We start from the raw sequence: 21,232 nt of genomic DNA, 5'->3' as shown, positions 1-21,232 counted from the left end.
GACCGGCAGACCATGACGTCTTCGAAGCGAGACCGCACCAAGGCCCTGCCCCAGGACCTCCAGGAGGCGATGCGCCGCCGGCTCGCCGGCCGGGCCGCCGCCGCACGCCAGGGCATCCCGCGCGCCGACCGCGCCAGGCCGCTGCCGCTGTCCTTCGCCCAGCAGCGGCTGTGGTTCCTGGACCGGCTGCGGCCCGGCGACGCCCGCTACAACAGCGCCGTCGCGCTGCGTCTGACCGGCCCGCTGGACCACACCCTCCTGAGCCGCGCGCTGGACACCGTCGTCGAGCGGCACGAGGCGCTGCGCACCACCTTCGAGGAGAGCGACGGACGGCCCGCGCAGAGGGTGCGCCCGGCGGCCCCGGTGCCGCTGCCGGTGACCGACACACCGCCGTCCGCCCTGGAGGCCGCCCTGCTCGCCGAGTACGAGCGGCCCTTCGACCTGAGCACCGGTCCGCTCCTGCGCGCCCTGCTGCTGCGCGAGTCGGACACCGCGCACACGCTGATGCTGACGGCCCATCACATCGTCACCGACGGCTGGTCGATGGGCGTCCTGCTGGAGGAACTGTGCACCGCCTACGAGGCCCTGTCCCGGGGCGCGGCCCCGGAGCTGGAGCCGGTGGCGACGCAGTATCCGGACTTCGCCGCATGGCAGCGCGAACAGCTCACCGGGCCGCGCTTGGAGCGCGAACTCGCTTACTGGACCCAGCAATTGTCGGGCGCCGTCCCGCCGCGGCTACCGCTCGACCGCCCCCGCGACGGGGAGGAGTCCGGAGCGGGAGCCGTGCACGCCTTCACCGTGCCCGCGGACGTCACCGCACGGCTGCGCGAGCTGGCGGCCGAGCAGCACACCACCCTGTTCACGTCCCTCCTCGCCGCCTGCCAGGCACTGCTGGCCCGCTGGTCCGGGCAGGACGACATCACCGTCGGCTCCCTCACCCCGGGCCGCTCCCGCACCGACCTGGAACGGGCCGTCGGCTTCTTCGCCCACACCGTCGTGCTGCGCACCCCCGTCGACACGGACGGTTCCTTCCGCGACCTGCTCGGGGCCGCCGCGACCACCGTCAACGACGCCTTCGCGCACGGCGACACGCCGTTCGAGCGGCTGGTGGAGTCCGTGGGCGCGACGCGCGAGGCGGGCCGCAACCCCCTGTTCGACGTCATGGTCCTGCTGCACCCGGCTCCGCCCGCCGCGCCCGCCCTGCGTGATCTGACCACCGCCCCGGTCGCCATACCCCGGCAGGCGGCCACCTTCGACCTCAGCGTGGAGTTCGTCCCCGACGGGGACGGGCTGACCGGCCTCCTGGAGTACCGCACCGACCTGTTCGACACCGCCACCGCCGAGCGGATGGCCGGCCAACTGCTGCGCACCCTGGAGGGCGTGGCCACCGCACCGGACCGCCCCCTGGGCACCGTGCCCCTGCTCACCCCGGGCGAGGCCCGGCGCGTCACACAGGAGTGGAACACCACCGCGCCGCCCGTCCCCGCCACCACCCCCCAGGAGCTCTTCGCCCGGCAGGCGGCCCGCACCCCGCACGCCACCGCCCTGGTCGCCGCGGACGACCGCCTCGACTACGCGACCCTCGACGCCCGCGCCAACCGGCTCGCCCACCACCTCATCGCCCAGGGAGCCGGCCCCGAACGCCTGGTCGCGCTCCGTCTGCCGCGCACCGCCGACATGATCGTGGCGATGCTCGCCGTGTGGAAGTCCGGCGCCGGATACCTGCCCCTGGACCTCGCCCTGCCCGAGGAACGCGTCCGGTTCCTGCTCGACGACGCCCGCCCCGCCCTGGTGCTGGACGAGGCCGCACTGCGCGCGGTGCCCACGACCCTGCCGGACACCGACCCGGCCGCCCCCGCGTCCCCGGACACCACCGCGTACGTCATCTACACCTCCGGCTCCACCGGCCGCCCCAAGGGCGTCGCCGTGACGCACCGCGCGCTCACCCACCTGCTGGCCGCACACCGCGCGGGATTCGTCGCCGACGCGGGCGGCGGACCGCTGCGGGTGGCGCTGACCGCGTCGTTCTCCTTCGACACCTCGCTGGAGGGCGTGCTGCTGATGGCCGACGGCCACCCGCTGCACCTGGTCGACGAGACGACCCGGCTGGACGCCGCCGCCCTGGTGGAGTACGTCGTCGAGCACCGCGTCGACTTCCTCGACCTCACCCCGTCCTACCTGCGCCAGCTGCTGCCCGCCGGACTGCTCACCGACCCGCGGCACCGTCCGCGCGTGCTGATGCTCGGCGGCGAGGCGATCGGCCCCGCCCTGTGGCGGGAGCTGGCCGGCCACCCGGACGTGGCCGCGTACAACTTCTACGGACCCACCGAGTGCACGGTCGACGCCCTGGCCTGCCGTATCGAGGGCGAGGGGCGTCCGCTGGTGGGCCGGCCGCTGCCCCACGTGCGCGCGTACGTCCTCGACGACCGCCTCCAGCCGGTGCCGCCCGGTGTCGGCGGCGAGCTGTACCTGGCCGGCGAGCAGCTCGCCCGCGGCTACGCGGGCCGCCCCGGGCTGACCGCCGCGCGTTTCCTCGCCGACCCGTTCGGCCCGCCCGGAACCCGCATGTACCGCACCGGCGACCTGGCCCGCTGGACCGCCGACGGGCGCGTCGACTACCTCGGGCGCGCCGACGACCAGGTGAAGGTGCGCGGCCACCGCATCGAGCCGGGCGAGGTGGAGGCGGCACTGCTCGACCTGCCGGACCTCACCGGCGCCGCGGTCGTCGCGGTCGCGGACGCGCACGGCCACCTGCGGCTGGCCGCCTACGTCGTACCCCGACAGGGCGCGGAACCGCCCGCTGCCTCGGAGCTGCGGGCGGCCTGCCGCCGGGTCCTGCCCGACCACATGGTGCCGTCGTCGTTCACCGTCCTCGACGCGCTGCCGCTGACCACCAGCGGCAAGCTGGACCGCCGTGCCCTGCCCGCCCCCGACGTCGACGCGGCCCCGCGCGAGCGGGAGTTCGTCGCACCGCGCACCCCCGAGGAGGAGGCGCTGGCCGGGATCTGGGCGGAGGTGCTGGGCGTTGCGAGCGTGGGTGTCACCGACAACTTCTTCGAACTCGGCGGCGACTCGATCCTCAGCATCCAGGCCGTCTCCCGCGCCCGTGCGGCCGGTCTGCGCCTGACCTCGCGGGACGTCTTCCGCCACCAGACCGTCGCGGACCTGGCCGCCGCGGCGTCCCGGCGCACCGCCGAGGCGCCCGCGCCCAGCCTGGCGCGGCAGGAAGGGCCCGCCCCGCTGACCCCGGTCCAGGACTGGTACTTCGCCACGCACGGCGACCCGGACGGCAACCCGCGGCTCTTCAGTATGTCGATGCTCATCGACCTGCCGTACGACCTCGACGCGCCCGCGCTGGAGCGCGCCGTCGACGCGCTGGCCGCCCACCACCCGGCCCTGCGCACCCGCTTCGCCCGCGACGGCGACACCTGGCGGCAGCACCCCGGCGAGGGCCCGGCCACCGGGCTGACGACCCGCCACGACCTGACCGGCGCCGCCGACCTCCCGGCCGCCCGCACCCAGGCCGCCGACGCCGCCCGCGCGGCCCTCGACCCGGCGACGGGCGCACTCCTGCGCGCCGCCCTGCTGCTGCCCCCGCCCGGTGAACGACCGCAGCTCTTCCTCACGGCCCACCACCTGGCCGTGGACAGCGTCTCCTGGCGCATCCTCCTCGCCGACCTGGAGCCGGCCTACCGGCAGGCGTCGGCGGGCGAACCGGTGCGCCTGGAGCCCGTCCCCTCGGCGTTCACCGACTGGGCCGCGGACCTGTCCCGCCGGGTGCGGGCCGGCGAACTCGACGACGACCTGCCGTACTGGACGGCCGAGGCCGCCGAGTCCCGGACCCCGCTGCCCGTGGACCGCCCCGGGACCCCGCTCGCCGGATCCGTGCGCACCGTCCGTACCCGGGTGGCCCGCGGCACCACCGAGGCGCTGCTGCGCCGGGTGCCCGCCGCCTACCGCACGCAGGTCAACGACGTCCTGCTGAGCGCGCTGAGCCGGGTCCTCACCGACTGGACGGGGACCGAGCGGGTGACCGTCGCCCTGGAGGGCCACGGGCGCGAGGACCGGCTCTTCGAGGACGTGGACCTGTCCCGCACGGTGGGCTGGTTCACCACCCAGTACCCCGTCACCCTCACCCCGGCCGGGCCGCCCTCCGCACCCGACTGGGGCGGCACCCTGAAGGCGGTGAAGGAGCGGCTGCGGGCCGTGCCCCGGCGCGGACTGAGCTACGAGGCGCTGGCCCGCCTCGGCTCGCCGGCCCCCGCCGCCCGCGCCCTGGCGGAGGTGCCGCTGCCGCAGGTGTGCTTCAACTACCACGGGCAGTGGGACGCGAGCCCCGGGCAGGACTTCGCACCGGCCGCCGAGGTGCCCGGCAGGGACATGGCGGCCGACGAACCACTGGACCACCTGCTCGACGTCTCGGCCGTCGTGGTCGACGGCGAGCTGGAGATCACCTGGCACTACAGCGACCACACGCACGACACGGACACCGTCCGGAGCCTGGCGGACGGCATGGTGGCCGCGCTGGCCGCGATAGCCGAGCACTGCGGCCGCCCCGGCGCGGGCGGTCGCACCCCCTCCGACTTCCCCCTGGCCCGCCTGGACCAGGCCGCCGTGGACCGGCTGGTGGGCGACGGCCGCACGGTGGAGGACCTGCTTCCGCTCACCCCGTTGCAGGAGGGCATGCTCTTCCACCGCCTGGTCGGCGGCCCCGACGACGTGTACGTCGACCAGGCCGCCCTGCTCCTGGACGGCGTGGCCGACCCGCACGCCTTTGCCGTGGCCTGGCAGCGCGTCACCGACCGCACGCCCGCGCTGCGGACCTCGGTGGTGTGGCAGGACGTGCCCGTGCCGCTCCAGGTTGTGCACCGCGACGTCCACCTGCCGGTGACCCAACTCGACTGGCGGGACGTGCCCGCGGGGGAGCGCGCCGACCGCTTCACCCGGCTCCGGGCCGACGACCTCGCCCGCGGCGTCGACCTCGCCTCGGCACCGCTGATGCGGCTCACCCTGGTCCGGCTGCCCGACGCCCGACTGCATCTGCTGTGGACCTCCCACCACCTCATACTCGACGGCTGGAGCCTGGCCCAGGTGCTGACGGAGGTGTGCGAGGAGTACGCGGCGCTCACCGCCGGAACCGAGCCGAGCCCGCCCGTGCGCCGCCCCTTCGCCGACTACGTGCGCTGGCTGGCCGACCAGGACGCCGAGGCCGGGCGGGCCCACTGGCGCCACGCCCTCGCCGGGTTCGCCACCCCCACCCCGCTGCCCTTCGACCGCCCCCTGACCGGCGGACACGAAGCCCGGTCGGCGGACGTCCACACGGCCGAACTGTCCGACCCGGTGTCCCGAGCGCTGGCCCGCACCGCCCGCGAGGCCGGGCTGACCGTGAGCACCGTGGTGCAGGGCGCCTGGGCGCTGCTGCTGGCCCGCTACAGCGCCGAGCCGGACGTGGTGTTCGGCACCACCGTCTCCGGACGCCCCGAGGAACTGCCGGGCGTGGAGTCGATGGTGGGCATGTTCATCAACACCGTGCCCACCCGCGTCCGGGTCGACGGCCACCGCGCGGCCGTCGACTGGCTGCGTGAACTCCAGTCCGCGCAGGCCGAGTCGAGGCGTTTCTCGGCCGCCTCCCTCGCCGAACTGACCGCCCTGAGCGACGTGCCGTCCGGCAGCCCGCTCTTCCACAGCATGGTCGCCTTCGAGAACTACCCCTTCGACGACGCCCGCACCTCCGGCTCCGGCATCCGCCTGGCGGACGTCACCTCCCGGGACGCCACCAACTACCCCCTGGTGCTGCGCGCCTACCAGGGCGAGCGGCTCGGCTTCGACCTGGCCTACGACCCGCACCTGTTCGACGCCGGCACCGTCCGGGCGTTCGCCGACCGGCTGCGCCTGCTGCTCACGGAGTTCGCCGAGGCACCCGGCCGGCCGCTGCGTGCCCTGGCGTGGACGACCGCCGAGGAACGACGGCGGATGCTGGTCGACGTCAACGGCAACGAACGGGGCCGCCCCGCGGACACCTTGGTGGACCTCTTCGAGGCCCAGGCCGCCCGCACCCCCGACGCCACCGCCGTCACCTGCGGCGCCGACCGCCTCGACTACGCCACGCTCGACGCGGCGGCCGGCCGCCTCGCCCACCGGCTGGCCGAGGCCGGCGCCGGACCCGAACGGTTCGTGGCCCTGGCCCTGCCCCGCTCCACCGACCTCGTCGTGGCGATCCTGGCCGTACTGAAGACCGGCGCCGCCTATCTGCCGATCGACCCCAAGCTGCCCGCCGAACGCGTCGCCCACCTGCTGGACGACGCCGCCCCGGTGACCCTGGTGACCACCACCGAGGCCGCCGAACGCGCACCCGTCACCACCGTCCCGCTCTTGGTGCTGGACGCCCCCGACGTGCCCGCCGACCTCGCCCGCCGCCCCTCCACCGGCCCCGCCCCGGCCCGCCGCCCCCTGCCGGAGAGCCCCGCCTACGCCATCTACACCTCCGGCTCCACCGGCCGGCCCAAGGGCGTGGTCGTCCCGCACGCCAACGTCGTCCGCCTGTTCACCCGCACCCGCCACTGGTTCGGCTTCGACGAGACGGACGTGTGGACGCTGTTCCACTCCTACGCCTTCGACTTCTCCGTCTGGGAACTGTGGGGGGCCCTGCTGCACGGCGGCCGGCTCGTCGTCGTCCCCGACGACACCGCGCGCTCCCCGGAGGACTTCCTGCGCCTGCTCGTCGACGAGCGGGTCACCGTCCTCAACCAGACCCCCTCCGCCTTCTACCCGCTGACCCGCGCGGACGCCGAGCACCCCGAGCTCGGCGCCCGCCTCGCCCTGCGCACGGTGGTCTTCGGCGGCGAGGCCCTGGACGTGTCCCGGCTCGCCGACTGGTACACCCGCCACCCCGACACCGCGCCGCGCCTGGTGAACATGTACGGCATCACCGAGACCACCGTGCACGTCACGTACGCGCCGCTGGACCGCACGACGGCCCGCACGGGCACCGCCAGTCCGATCGGCACCGGCATCCCCGACCTCCGGATCTACGTCCTCGACGACGCTCTGGCCCCCGTACCGCCCGGGGCGGTGGGTGAGATGTACGTGGCGGGGGAGGGCCTGGCCCGCGGCTATCTGCGGAGACCCGGTCTGACCGCGACGCGTTTCCCCGCCGACCCGTTCGGCGCGCCCGGGACGCGGATGTACCGCACCGGCGACCGGGCCCGCCGACGGGCCGACGGAACCCTGGAGTACCTGGGCCGCGCCGACCAGCAGGTGAAGATCCGCGGCTACCGCATCGAGCCCGGCGAGATCGAGGCGGCGCTGCACACCCACCCCGGGGTGGGCGAGGCGGCCGTGGGTGTCTACGAGGACGGCACGGGAACCCGGCGGCTGGTGGCCCATGTCGTCGGCCGCGGCGGCGCCGAACCGCCGTCCGCCGCCGAACTCCGCGCCCACCTGGAGCGGCTGCTGCCCGCGCACATGGTGCCCGCCGCCTACGTACCGCTGGCGGCCCTGCCGCTGACCGCCAACGGCAAGCTCGACCGCCGCGCACTGCCCGCCCCCGGCCCGGACGGCTTCGCCACGGGCACCGGGCACAGCGCGCCGCGCACCCCCGCCGAGCGGGCGGTTGCCGCCGCGTGGGCGGACGTGCTCGACACCGGAGAAGTGGGAACCGACGACGACTTCTTCGCTCTCGGCGGCGACTCCATCCTCGCCGTCCGGGTCGTCTCACGGCTGCGCGCCGCCTTCGGCACGGACGTCTCGCCCCGGCTGCTGTTCACCCACCCGACGGTGTCCGCGCTGGCCGCCGCACTCGGTGACCCGGCCGAGAACGGCACCATGCCGGCCGACGTCATCCCGGCCGCGGACCCGGGCACCCCGGCGCCGCTGTCGTACGCCCAGCAGCGGCTGTGGTTCCTCGACCGCTTCGAACCGGGCAGCACCGAGTACACGACGCTGTCCGTGCTGCGCCTGCGCGGCCCGCTCGACGAGACCGCCCTGCGCACCGCCCTCTCCGGCCTGGTGGCCCGCCACGAGGCGCTGCGCACCACCTTCGCCGAACAGGACGGCCACGCGACGCAGATCGTGCACCCGCCCCATCCGGTGGACCTGCCGCTGGACGACCTCACCGGCGCCCGCGACCGGCTGGACGCCCTCGTGGGGAGCGAGGCCGCCGTCCCCTTCGACCTGAGCACCGGACCTCTGCTGAGGGCACGTCTCGCGCGCCTGGCCGACGACGAGCACGTGCTGGTCCTGGCCGTCCACCACATCGTCACCGACGGCTGGTCCGTCGGTGTGCTGGGCCGGGACCTGGGCGAGCTGTACGCGGCCGCCCGCGAGGGCCGGGCGCCCCGGCTGCCGCACCTGCCCGTCCGGTACGCGGACCACGCCACCTGGCAGCGCGCCCGCACCGACCACGTGGACAAGCAACTCGCCTACTGGCGGGACACCCTGGACGGCATCACCCCGCTGGAACCGCCCACCGACCGGCCGCGGCCCGCCGTCCGCACGCGTGACGGCGCGCTGGTGACCTTCACCCTCCCCGCCGCGCTCACCGACCGGCTGCGGGAGACGGGCCGCGATGCCGACGCCACCCTCTACATGACCCTGCTGACGGCCTGCACGATCCTGCTGTCGCGCTGGGCGGACCAGGAGGACATCACCGTCGGCACGGTCACGGCGGGGCGGGAGCGCCCCGAACTCCACGACGTGGTCGGCATGTTCGTCAACACCCTGGTGCTGCGCAACCGGGTGGAGCCGGGCCTGTCGTTCCGCGCACTGCTGGAGCGGGTCCGCACCACCGTCCTGGACGCGTTCGCGCACCAGGAGGTGCCGTTCGAGAAGCTGGTGGACGCCCTCCAGCCCGAGCGGGACACCAGCCGCACCCCGCTGTTCCAGGTGATGGTGGCGCTGCACAACCTCGGCGCCACGGCGCCCGACCTGCCGGGGCTGGACGTCGAACCGCTCACGCCGCCGGTCCGGTACGCCGCCTTCGACCTCGCCTTCGACTTCGTCGAGAGCGACGGCGGCGTCACCGGCTACCTGGAGTACGACACCGCCCTGTTCGACGCCGACACCGCCGAACGCCTCGCCGCGCGACTGGGGTTGCTGCTGGAAGCGGCGGCCGAGGACCCGCACCGGGACGCCCGTGCCCTGCCGTTGCTCACGGACGCGGAACGACGGCAGGTGCTCGACGAGTGGCAGGGCGGACGCCTGCCCGCGGCGGACACCGCCTTCCCCGCCCTCTTCGAAGCGCAGGCGGCCCGCACCCCGGACGCCACCGCCCTGGTGGCCCGGGACGAGACCCTCACCTTCGCGGCCCTCGACGAGCGCGCCAACCGGCTGGCCCACCACCTCATCACCCTGGGCGTCGGCCCCGAGCACGTCGTCGCCGTGCGGCTGCCGCGCACCTCACACCTCCTGGTCGCTGTGTTCGCCGTCCTCAAGGCGGGCGGCACCCTGCTCTGCCTCGACCCGGACCTGCCCGAGGAGCGCGTCTCCTTCCTCCTCACCGACGCCGCGCCGCACACGGTCCTGACGGCCGACGCCCTGCGTGAGGTGCCCTGGGACCGGCTGCCCGCCCACGCCCCCACCGACGCCGACCGGCTCGCCCCGCTGCACCCGGACAACGCCGCCTACATCGTCTACACCTCCGGCTCCACCGGCCGTCCCAAGGGCGTCACGGTGGAACACCGCCACCTGGTCAACCTCTGCCACGACCACCGGGAAGGCCTCGTCGCCCCGCACACCGCCGACGGGCGCCGGCTCAAGGCCGCGCTCAGCGCCTCCTTCTCCTTCGACACCTCCTGGGAGGGGCCGCTGCTGCTCGCCCTCGGCCAGGAGGTCCACCTCGTCGACGAGGACGTACGCCTGGACCCCGAGGCGTTCTGCGCCCAGGTCGACCAGCGGGAACTGGACCTGGTGAACGTCACCCCGTCCTTCCTGCGCGAACTGACCGCCGCCGGACTCCTCGCACCCGGCCGCCACCGTCCCCGCCTGCTGCTGGTGGGCGGAGAGGCGATCGGCCCCGACACCTGGGCCGAACTGTGCGCGGCCGGGACCGACTCCGGCGTCACCGCGTACAACATGTACGGCCCCACGGAGACGACCGTCGACGCCGTCTACGGCCGGTGCGCCGACCGCCCCGAACGCCCCGTCATCGGCCGGCCCGGACGCAACCTGCGCGCCTACGTCCTCGACGGCGGGCTCCGCCCGGTCCCGCCCGGCGTGCCCGGCGAGCTGTACCTGGCCGGGGCGCAGGTCGCCCGCGGCTACCTGAACCGGCCCGGCCTGACCGCCGCCCGCTTCCTCGCCGACCCGTTCGGGGCGCCGGGGGAGCGGATGTACCGCACCGGCGACCGCGCCCGCTGGGACACGTCCGGGACGCTGGAGTTCCTGGGCCGGGCCGACGAGCAGATCAAGATCCGCGGGTTCCGCATCGAGCCCGGTGAGGTGGAGGCCGCCCTGCTCGCCCTCCCGGACGTCACCGACGCCGCGGTGACCGCCCGCGAACACGCCGGGCGCACCATGCTCGTGGCGTACGTGGTGCCCGCCGGAGAGCGGTCCCCGTCGGCCGACGCGCTGCGGGTGGCGCTGCGGCGCACCCTGCCGGACCACATGGTGCCCGCCGCGTTCGTGCCCCTGGCGCGGATACCGCGCACCAGCAGCGGCAAGACAGACCGCCGCGCACTGCCCGCGCCGCCCGTCCAGCCCGACGGCGGCACACCCTATGTGGCACCCCGCCCCGGCACCGAGGAGCGGCTGGCCGCCATCTGGGCCGAGGTGCTGGGCGTGGAGCGGGTCGGCGCCCGGGACAACTTCTTCGCGCTCGGCGGCGACTCGATCCTCAGCATCCAGATCGTCTCCCGCGCCCGCCGATCCGGCCTCGCCCTGACGACGAAGGACGTCTTCCGCCACCAGACGATCGGCGAACTCGCCCTCCAGATCGGTGAGTCGGCGCCTCGACCGGCGGCCGGTACGGACGACGCCCCGCCCGCCGAGGCACCACTGACGCCCATCCAGCGCTGGTACCTCGACGACCGCCGCCCCGGCGACACACTCCGCTTCACCATGACCCAGCGCCTCGAACTGGCCGCAGGCACCGACCTGCCGGCCCTGGAGCAGGCGGTCGACGCTCTGGTACGCCACCATCCGGCCCTGCGCACCCGGTTCCGGCACACCGGCGACGGCTGGCACCAGGAGGTGCTCCCGCAAGCGCCGGACGGCGTGTGCACGCGCCATGACGTGGCCGGCCTGGACGCCCCGGCGCTGGAGGCCGAGGTGCAGCGCGCCGCGGACGCCGCACAGGCCTCGCTCGATCCCGTCGAGGGCCGGGTCGTACGGGCCCTGCTCTTCGACCGGGGTCCGGAGCACCCCCCGCAGCTGCTGATCACCGTGCACCACCTGGTCGTCGACGGGGTGTCCTGGCGCATCCTGCTCGCCGACCTGGAGAGCGCCCACCACGCCGCCGCGACCGGGCGGCCCGTGGAACTCCCGCCGGCGGGCACCGCGTACGGCCACTGGGCGGCGCGGCTGGCACAGCACACGCGGTCCGGCGCCCTGAACGCCGACCGCGCCCACTGGAACCGCACCGCCGCCACCCCGGCCGCCCTGCCCGCCGGACGGCCCGGCGCCAACACCCACGGCACCGCCGCCACCGTCACCGTGGCGCTGGCACCGCAGGAGACCGAGGCGCTGCTGCGCCAGGTCCCCGACGTCTACCGCACCCAGGTCAACGACGTGCTGCTCAGCGCGCTGGGCCGCACCCTGGCCCGCTGGTGCGAGCGCGACACCGTCCTGGTCGGGGTGGAAGGACACGGCCGGGAGGACCTGTTCGACGACATGGACCTGTCGCGGACCGTCGGCTGGTTCACCGCGGAGTTCCCCCTCGCCCTGACCGTCGCGCCCGACGCCGACTGGCGCGCCACCCTGCGGTCGGTCAAGGAGCAGCTGCGCGCGGTGCCCCTGCACGGCCTGAGCCACGGCGCCCTGCGCCACCTGCTGCCGGCCAGCCCGCTCGCCGACGCCCCGCCGCCGCAGGTCGGCTTCAACTACCACGGCCGCTGGGACGCGGGCAGCGGCACCGAGGAGGGCCTGTACCGGGCCGCGCTGGCGCCGGCCGGCCGGGACACCGACCCGGACGAGACCCGCCCCTACCTGCTGGACATCACGGGCGTGGTCCAGGACGGCCGCCTCGAACTGGGCTGGACATACCCGAGTGCCGTCTACGACGAGTCGCTGGTGCGGGAGCTGGCCGATCAGATGTGCGCGGCCCTCCGCGACATCGTGGCGCACTGCGCGGACCCGGACGCGGGCGGCCGCACCCCCTCCGACTTCCCCCTCGCCGATCTCACCCAGGAGCAGCTCGACCAACTGGTGGGCGACGGACGGCACGTGGCGGACGTCCTGCCGCTGACGCCCCTTCAGTCCGGCATGCTCTTCCACGGCCTCGTCGACACGGCCGGCGCCTACTTCGACCGTACGGCGGTCCGGCTGACCGGAGTGGCCGACCCCAGCGCGTTCGCCGCGGCCTGGCAGCAGGTCGCCGACCGCACCCCGGCCCTGCGCACCAGCGTCCACTGGCAGGGCCTGCCGCACCCCGTACAGGTCGTCCACCACCGCGTGGAACTGCCCGTCACCCACCTCGACTGGCGCGCACTGACGGCCGAGCAGCGGGCGGAGGCGACCGAACGGCTGCTCGCCGAGGACCGCGCGGCGGGCATGGAGCTGACCGCCGCGCCGCTCACCCGGATCACGCTGGCCGCCCTGCCGGGCGACGAGGTCCTGCTGCTGTGGTCCTCCCACCACCTGATCCTGGACGGCTGGAGCTCCGGGCAGCTGCTCACCGAGGTGTGCGAACGGTACGCCGCGCTCGCCGGCGGTCAGGACACCGCGCCACCGGTGCGGCGGCCGTTCGCGGACTTCCTGCGCTGGCTGCGCGAACAGGACGCCGAGGGAGGTACGGCCGAACGCCACTGGGCGGACACCCTCGCCGGTTTCACCGAGCGCACCCCGCTGCCGTACGACCGCACTCCCGCCGAGGCGCACCGGGCCCGTTCCGCCGAGTCCGTCCACCACGAGCTGGACGCGCGGGTGTCACAGCGGCTGCGGGAGACGGCAGCCCGCGGCGGGCTCACCGTCAACACGGTCGTACAGGCCGCCTGGGCGCTGCTGCTGGCCCGCTACAGCGGGCGCGACGACGTCGTGTTCGGCACGACCGTCTCCGGCCGGCCCGCCGAACTGCCGGGCGTCGACACCATGATCGGCATGTTCATCAACACCGTGCCGACCCGGGTACGCGTCCGGGCCGGCGGTGTCCTGCCCTGGCTGCGCGGTCTTCAGGAGCGGCAGAGCGAGGACCGGCGCTTCGACCACCTCTCCCTCGCCCGTCTCCAGGCGCTGTCCGAAGTCCCGGCCAAGGAAGCCCTGTTCGACAGCATGGTGGTGTTCGAGAACTACCCGGTCGACGAGTCGGCCGCCGCCCGGACGGGCGTGGGCGTGGCGGAGGTACGGGCCGACGACGCCACCACCTTCCCGCTGTGCCTGCGCGCCCACCTGACCGACCGGCTCGGCTTCGACCTGGCCTACGATCCCGCCTTCTTCGACCGGGCCACGGTGGAACAGGCCACGGCTCGCCTGGCCGCCCTGCTCACGAGGTTCGCCGACGGCCTCGACGGCGACGTGGGCGACGTCGAACCGCTCACCGCCGAGGACCGGGGGCTGCTGGCCGGGTGGAACACCACCGCCCGTCGGACTCAGCCGCGCAGCCCGGTGGACCTGTTCGCCGAGCAGGCCCGCCGCACCCCGCACGCCCTCGCACTGGACGACGGTGAGCAGCCGCTGACCTACCGCGAACTCGCCGACTGGTCCGACCGCGTGGCGTCCCGCCTGCTCGCGGACGGTCTGGCCGCCGAGGATGGGGTGGCCCTGCTCATGGACCGCGGCGCCGAACTCGTCGTCGCCCAGCTCGCGGTCCTCAAGGCGGGCGGCGCCTACGTGCCGGTCGACGCCCGCGCCCCCGAGGAGCGGCGCCGGACGATGCTCGCGCAGGCCCGTGTCAGGGCCCGGCTCACCGCCGAGGACGTCACCGCGGCCCGTCACGCACCCCTGGCGGGACCGGCCGCCGTGCCGGCGGATCCCGACCGGCTGGCCTACGTCATGTTCACCTCCGGCTCCACCGGACTGCCGAAGGCCGTGGCGGTACGCCACCGCGACGTGGCGTCGCTGGCCACGGACAGCCGCTTCGCCGACGGGGTGTGCGCCCGCGTGCTGCTGCACTCGCCGGTCGCGTTCGACGCCGCCACCTTCGAGGTGTGGGCACCCCTGCTGACCGGTGGCTGCATGGTCGTGGCCCCCGGGGAGACGGTGGAGGCGGGCCTGCTGCGGCGGCTGACCGGCGGCACGGCGCCGAACGGCGACAGCGGGCTGAGCGCCCTGTGGCTGACGGCGGGCCTGTTCCGCCTCCTGGCCCAGGACGCGCCCGACTGCTTCGCGGGCCTGCGCCAGGTGTGGACCGGCGGTGACGTGGTCCCCGCGACCGCCGTACGCCGGGTACTGGATGCCTGCCCCGAGCTGACCGTGGTGGACGGCTACGGCCCGACCGAGACCACGACCTTTGCCACCTCCCACGCCCTCGACGACGCGGCGGCCGTGCCCGAGACCGTGCCCGTCGGCCGGCCGCTGGACGACAAGCGGGTCCACGTCCTGGACGCCCGGATGCGTCCCGTTCCGCCGGGCTGCGCCGGCGAGCTGTACGTGGCCGGCGAAGGCGTCGCGCGCGGCTACCTGGGCCGCCCCGGCGAGACCGCCCGCCGCTTCCTCGCGGACCCCTCCGGACCGCCCGGTGCCCGGATGTACCGCACCGGCGACCTGGCCCGGCGCCGCCCGGACGGCACGGTCGAGTTCCTGGGCCGCGCCGACGACCAGGTGAAGATCCGCGGTTTCCGGGTCGAACCCGGCGAGGTGGCGGCCGTACTGGCGGCCCACCCCGGTGTCACGGACGCGGCGGTGGTGGCCCGCGAGGACCGGCCCGGCGCCCGCCGCCTGGTCGCCTACGTCGTGGGCCCGGCCGGGGACGAGCCCGAAGAGCTGCGCGCCCACGCACGGCGCACGCTTCCCGACTACCTGGTGCCCTCCGCGTTCGTCGCGCTGGCGGCCCTCCCGCTGAGCGGCAACGGCAAGGTGGACCAGGCGGCCCTCCCGGCGCCCGAGCCGGACACCGACGCGGCACGGGACACGGGCAGGGCGCCGCGCACCGAGGCCGAACGCCGTACCGTCGACGTCTTCGCGGACGTGCTCGGCGGACAACTCCCGGGCGTGGAGGACGACTTCTTCGCGCTGGGCGGCGACTCCATCCTCAGCATCCGCCTCGCCTCCCGCCTGGCCGAGGAGTTCGGCACCACGCTCTCCCCGCGCGCCGTGTTCACCCACCCGACGCCCGCCGCGCTCGCCGCACTGCTCACCGGCGACCGGACCGCCGAAGGGGCCGCTCCGGCGATCGTGCCGGTGGCCCGGGACGCGGCGGCACCGATGTCGTACGCGCAGCAACGCCTGTGGTTCCTGGAGGAGTTCGCGCCCGGCGGCACCGAGTACGTCACCGCCCTGGCGCTGCGCCTGCGCGGCCGGCTCGACACCCGCGCCCTCACGGCGGCCCTGGGCAAGCTGGTGGCCCGGCACGAGTCGCTGCGCACCACCTTCGACACGGTGGACGGCCACGGCGTCCAGATCGTCCACCCGCCGAGCGAGGTACCGTTGCCGCTCGACGACCTGTCCCGACTGCCCGAGGGCGACCGCGCGGCCCGCCTGGAGGAACTGCTCGCGGCCGACCGCGGCCGCCCGTTCGACCTGCGCGAAGGCCCCCTGCTGCGCACCGGCCTGATACGCCTGGCCGACGACGAGCACGTCCTGACCCTCACCCTGCACCACATCGTCACCGACGGCTGGTCCACCGCCGTCCTCACCGGCGACCTCGCCCACCTGTACCGGGCCGAGCTGGACCCGGCCACCGGGCCCCTGCCGGCGCTGCCGGTCCAGTACGCCGACTACGCACAGTGGCAGCGCACCACCAGCGGCAGCGAACAACAACTGGCCTACTGGAAGGAGCAGTTGGCGGACATCGAGCCGCTGGACCTGCCCACCGACCGGCCGCGCCCGCCGATCCGCACCCGGTCCGGGGCGACCGCCCGGCTGACCCTGCCGCCCCGCACCGCCCGCCGCCTCGCGCAGGTCGGCCGGGACCGCGGAGCCACCCTCTTCACCACGCTGGTCGCCGCCGCCCAGACCTTCCTCGCCCGGCTGAGCGGCGGCCGGGACATCGCCGTCGGCACCGTCACCTCGGGCCGCGAACAGACCGAGATCCAGCAGCTGATCGGGTTCTTCGTCAACACCCTGGTGCTGCGCTCGCACGTCGACGCCGGCCGTCCCTTCCCCGAGTTCCTCGACGACGTACGGCGGACCGTGCTGGACGCCTTCGCCCACCAGGAGGTGCCGTTCGAGCAGGTGGTGGACGAGGTGCGACCGGTGCGCGACACCAGCCGCACCCCGCTCTTCCAGGTGATGGTCGTCCTGCAGAACACCCCGACGGCCGACCTGGATCTGCCGGGCCTGGAGGTGTCCGCCGTCGCGACGGAACTCCAGCACGCCGCGTTCGACCTCACTCTGGAGTTCGCCGAGACGGACTCCGGCGCACTGGACGGCCTGCTCACCTACAACACCGACCTGTTCGACGCGGCCACGGCGGGACACATGGCCGACCAGCTCGCCACGCTGCTGACCGCCGTGGCCGACGACCCGCACCGCCCCCTCGGCGCCCTGCCCCTCGCCTCCGACGAGGAACTCAAGGCCCTGCTGGACCGGGGGCAGGGCACGGCCCCGCCGGTACCGGTGGCGACACTGCCGGAACTGTTCGAACGGCAGGCCGCCGACACCCCCGACGCCGTCGCGCTGCTGGACGGGGAACGGCAGCTGTCGTACGCGGACGTGGACCGCGCCGCCAACCGGCTCGCCCACCAGCTGATCGCCCGCGGGGTCGGGCCCGAGGAGACCGTCGCCCTGGCCCTGCCCCGAGCCGCCGAGACGGTGGTGGCGCAGCTCGCCGTCGCCAAGGCGGGCGGCGCCTTCCTGCCCGTGGACCCCGACTACCCCGAGCAGCGGCGGGAGTTCATGGTGCGCGACGCGGGCGCCCGGGTAATCCTCGATGACCCGGCGGACGTCTGGGCGGCGGGCGGACCGGACACCGCGCCCACCGACGCCGACCGCACCACCGCCCTCACCGCCGACCATCCGGCCTACGTCATCTACACCTCCGGCTCCACCGGCACCCCGAAGGCAGTCGTGGTGACGCACCGAGGCCTGGCGGGCTTCGCCGCGGCCGCCGCGCAGCGGTACCAGGCGGGCCCCGGCGACCGGGTCCTCCAGTTCGCCTCACCCAGCTTCGACGCCTCCGTCCTCGAACTGTGCGTCTCCCTGCTCAGCGGCGCCGCGCTGGTGACGGGGGAGGAGGGACCGCTGGTCGGCGAGCGGCTGGCCCAGGTGCTCGCCGAGCGCCGCATCAGCCACACCCTCGTCCCGCCGGCCGCGTTGGCCACCGTGGAGCCGGAGACCTCCGGAGCCCTGCCGCACCTGCGCACCCTGATCGTCGGCGCCGAGGCGTGCCCGTCCGACCTCGTGGAGCGGTGGGCGCCCGGCCGCCGAATGATCAACTCCTACGGGCCCACCGAGGCCACCGTGGTCGCCACCTGGACCGGCCCGCTGAGCCCGGGAGACGATGCCCCGCCGATCGGCCGCCCGGCCGGCGCCACCCGCGTGTACGTCCTGGACGCGGCCCTGCGACCCGTCCCGCGCGGCGTGACGGGGGAGCTGTACGTGGCGGGGCCGGGCCTGGCCCGCGGCTACCTCGGCCGGCCGGGCCTGACCGCCCAGCGATTCGTCGCCGATCCGTTCGGCGCGGCGGGCGACCGGATGTACCGCACCGGCGACCTGGTGCGCTGGGGCGCCGACGGCGAACTGCGCTTCGTCGGTCGCGCGGACGACCAGATCAAACTGCGCGGCTTCAGAATCGAGCCGGGCGAGACGCAGAGCGCCCTGCGCCGCAGCCCGCACGTGCGCGACGCGGTGGTCGTCGTACGCACCGACGGCCCCGACGGACAACCGTCCGGCGGTCCCGGACGGCTGGTGGCGTACGTCGTCCCCGCCGACGGTGACATCGGCCGGCTGCCCGTCGCCGCCCTGCGCGAGCACCTGGCCGGGCTGCTGCCCCCGCACATGGTCCCGGCCGTGTTCGTTCCGCTGGAGCGGCTGCCCCTGACCCCCAACGGCAAGACGGACCGGCGGGCCCTGCCCGCACCCGGCCCCGCGCACACCGTCACCGGCTCGCGCACCGCACCGCGGACCGACACCGAGCGCCGCATCGCCCACGTCTGGGCCGACGTCCTCGGCGTGGAGGACTTCGGTGTGGACGACAACTTCTTCCACCTCGGCGGCGACTCCATCCTGAGCATGCAGGTGGTCTCCCGGCTGCGGCGCGAGGGCCTGCACCTGGCCACCCGGGACCTGTTCACCCACCAGACCGTCGCCGAACTGGCCACCGTCGTCGCCACCGCGCCCCAGCACACCGGTGACGGACCGGTGACCGGCGCGGTGCCACTCACCCCGATCCAGGAGTGGTTCCTGACCACACCGCGCGCCGACCACACCCACTTCAACCAGTCGACGCTGCTGGAACTCGGCGGCGCGCCCGATCCGACCGCCCTGACCGCCGCCCTGAACGCCCTCCTGGAACACCATGACGCGCTGCGCATGCGCTTCACCAGGGACTCCGACAGCTGGCACCAGTTCAACCCGCCGCCGGGGGAGACCCAGGCGTCCCTCGTCCGGCACGACCTGACGGGCCTGTCCGCGCACGAGGCCGACACGGCCATGGAGAAGGCCGCCGACGCCCTGCACACCGGCTTCGACCTGGGCCGGGGCCCGCTGCTGAGGGCGGCGCTGTTCACCGGCGCGGGCGCGGGCGCCGAAGAGGGCGCCGCTGGTTCGGCCTTCCTTTTCCTGGTCGCCCACCACCTCGTCGTGGACGCCGTGTCCTGGCGGATCCTCGCCGACGACCTGGAGACCGCCTACCGGCAGGCGGTACGCGGTGAACCCGTCAGCCTGGGGGAGCGCACCACCTCCTTCCGCGACTGGGCGCGCAAACTCGCCGCCCACGTCGCCGACGGCGGCCTGGACCACGAACTGCCCTACTGGGAACAGGCCGTGACCGCCGACCAGCTGCCGATCGCCTCCGCGCCCGGCCCGGAGGCCCAGGAGGAAGGCACCCTCACCGTCGAACTGGGGGAGGAGGACACGGCGGCACTGCTGCGCGCCGCGCCGGCCGCCTACCGCACCCGCGTCAACGACGTCCTTCTGGCCGCGCTGGCCCTGGCGCTGGCCCGCTGGACCGGAAGCGACCGTGTCCGCCTCGACCTCGAAGGGCACGGCCGTGAGGACCTGCTCGACGACGTGGACCTGTCCCGGACGGTCGGCTGGTTCACCACCATCCACCCGGTCGCCCTCCAGGTGCCCGAACCGGACCACCTCGGACCCGACCGGAACTGGCGTGCCCTGGTGAAAGCGGTGCGCCGCCAGCTGCGCTCCGTACCCGGCAACGGACTGGGCTTCGGCGCCCTGCGCACCTTCGGACCGCCCGAGGTGCGCGAGCGGCTCGGCGCCGCGGCCCACGGGCAGGTGGTCTTCAACTACCTCGGCCAGTGGGACGCCGGCCCCGCCGCCTCGGGCGATGGCCTGGTGCGCACGGAGCACGGCTCCTTCGGCCAGGACCACGACCCCCGGGACAGCGGATCGCACCCGCTCGAGGTGGTCGGCGCGGTCCGGGACGGGCGCCTCGCCTTCACCTGGCATCACCGTCCCGGCACCTACGACACGACGACCGTGCGGCGCGTCGCCGGGGAGTTCGCCGCAGCGCTGCGCCACATCTCCCGGCAGGCCAGGGAGAGCCTGTGACCACACCCCCTCCCGGCGCCCGGGAGCCCCCCGCGCCGTGAGCGTCTGCAACCAATTCCGGCCGCCGTCGGCGGCCGGCCGGACCGATCCACCCACGACGGGAGCACACGACATGGACGAGAACACCCGCTACCAGGTACTGCGCAACGACGAGGACCAGTATTCGCTCTGGCCGGTCGACGTGGAGGTGCCCGCGGGCTGGCAGCCCGTCGGCAAAGAGGGCACCGAGCAGGAGTGCTCCGCCTACGTCGACGAGGTGTGGACCGACATGCGTCCGCGCAGCCTGCGGGAGCGGATGCAGGACGCGCAGGCCTGACCTCCGTCGCCATGAGCCGTGGGCACGGGGGCGGCACGCCACCTCCGCGCCCACGGCACCGAGCCCACCTCCCGGGGCGGTGTCCGACCGACCGCACCGCGGACCCGGGCACCACCCGCTGCCGAGGACGGCCCGCCGCCCGCCGCCCGAGCATCGCTCGCCGTACGCGGGGGCGGGACACCGCCCCGGGAGAAATCTCGCCCACACCGGCCCCGCCCCGCGGGACGGGGCCACAACATCCGCCGCACGCCCGAGGAGTTCGCCGATGACACCCGCTCTGAGAACCGAACGGCTGGAGTTCACGCCCTACCGTCCCGAGGACGAGGACCACTTCGTCGCCCTGCTGCGCACAGAGGAGGTGTGCCGCTGGATGGGACAGGACCAGGCGCCCGAGGCCGACCTGCGCGCCGTGTTCCGTGCCATCCTCAGCGACGTCTACCCCACGCACCGCTTCGACGTGTGGGGCGTGTGGTGCCAGGGCACGTACATCGGCCACGCGGAGGTGAAGAAGACCGGCAACGTCGACGGTCACGAACTCATCGTCGCCCTCGCCCCCGAATACTGGGGACAGGGGATGGGCACCGAGGTCACACGCGGCCTGATGCGCCACGCCGCGGACAACCTCGGCCTGAAGGAGGTCTACGGCATGGTGGGCGTCGAGAACACGGCAAGCCTCGCCCTGTGCCGACGGTTGGGCTTCCGCGACGTGCGCGACGTGGTCGGCGAGGACGGTTCGGTGACCCGGATGGTCGTCATCCCCACCACGGTGTGACCACCCGAGGCCGACGCGCCCGGCCACGGGCGACGCCGTGGGCACGGCGGACTGGGACTGGGGGCTCGGAGTGCCCCTGGACCGCGCACCGGCGTCGGCCTGGCCTACCAGCTCGCCGAAGGCGGCGCCCGGCTCGTCAGCTCGCAGGGCATCCCCGCGGGCAT

The 21,232-nt window shown here is 75.0% G+C and carries 3 protein-coding genes; all 3 read left to right on the top strand.

All coding sequences use genetic code 11. The features are described from left to right. The first annotated feature begins 12 nt into the window (after positions 1-12). The 3 genes from ACZ56U_RS23600 to ACZ56U_RS23590 all read left to right on the top strand — a co-directional run bounded on the left by ACZ56U_RS23600 (position 13) and on the right by ACZ56U_RS23590 (position 21,068). A complete protein-coding gene (locus ACZ56U_RS23600; RefSeq protein ID WP_469085964.1) occupies positions 13-19,980 on the top strand; it encodes a non-ribosomal peptide synthase/polyketide synthase in 19,968 nt (6,655 codons plus the stop codon). A gap of 112 nt (positions 19,981-20,092) precedes the next feature. After that, positions 20,093-20,296 (top strand): MbtH family protein, encoded by a 204-nt coding sequence (locus tag ACZ56U_RS23595; protein WP_469085963.1) that lies wholly within the window; start codon positions 20,093-20,095, stop codon positions 20,294-20,296. A gap of 265 nt (positions 20,297-20,561) precedes the next feature. After that, positions 20,562-21,068, top strand: coding sequence for a GNAT family N-acetyltransferase (locus ACZ56U_RS23590; RefSeq protein ID WP_469085962.1), 507 nt, complete (start codon positions 20,562-20,564; stop codon positions 21,066-21,068). Positions 21,069-21,232: the final 164 nt, after the last annotated feature.

Source organism: Streptomyces sp. NPDC034103, from assembly GCF_055575395.1.
The sequence above is the reverse complement of the archived record's forward strand: the minus strand, read 5'-3'. Positions and strand labels throughout refer to the sequence as shown.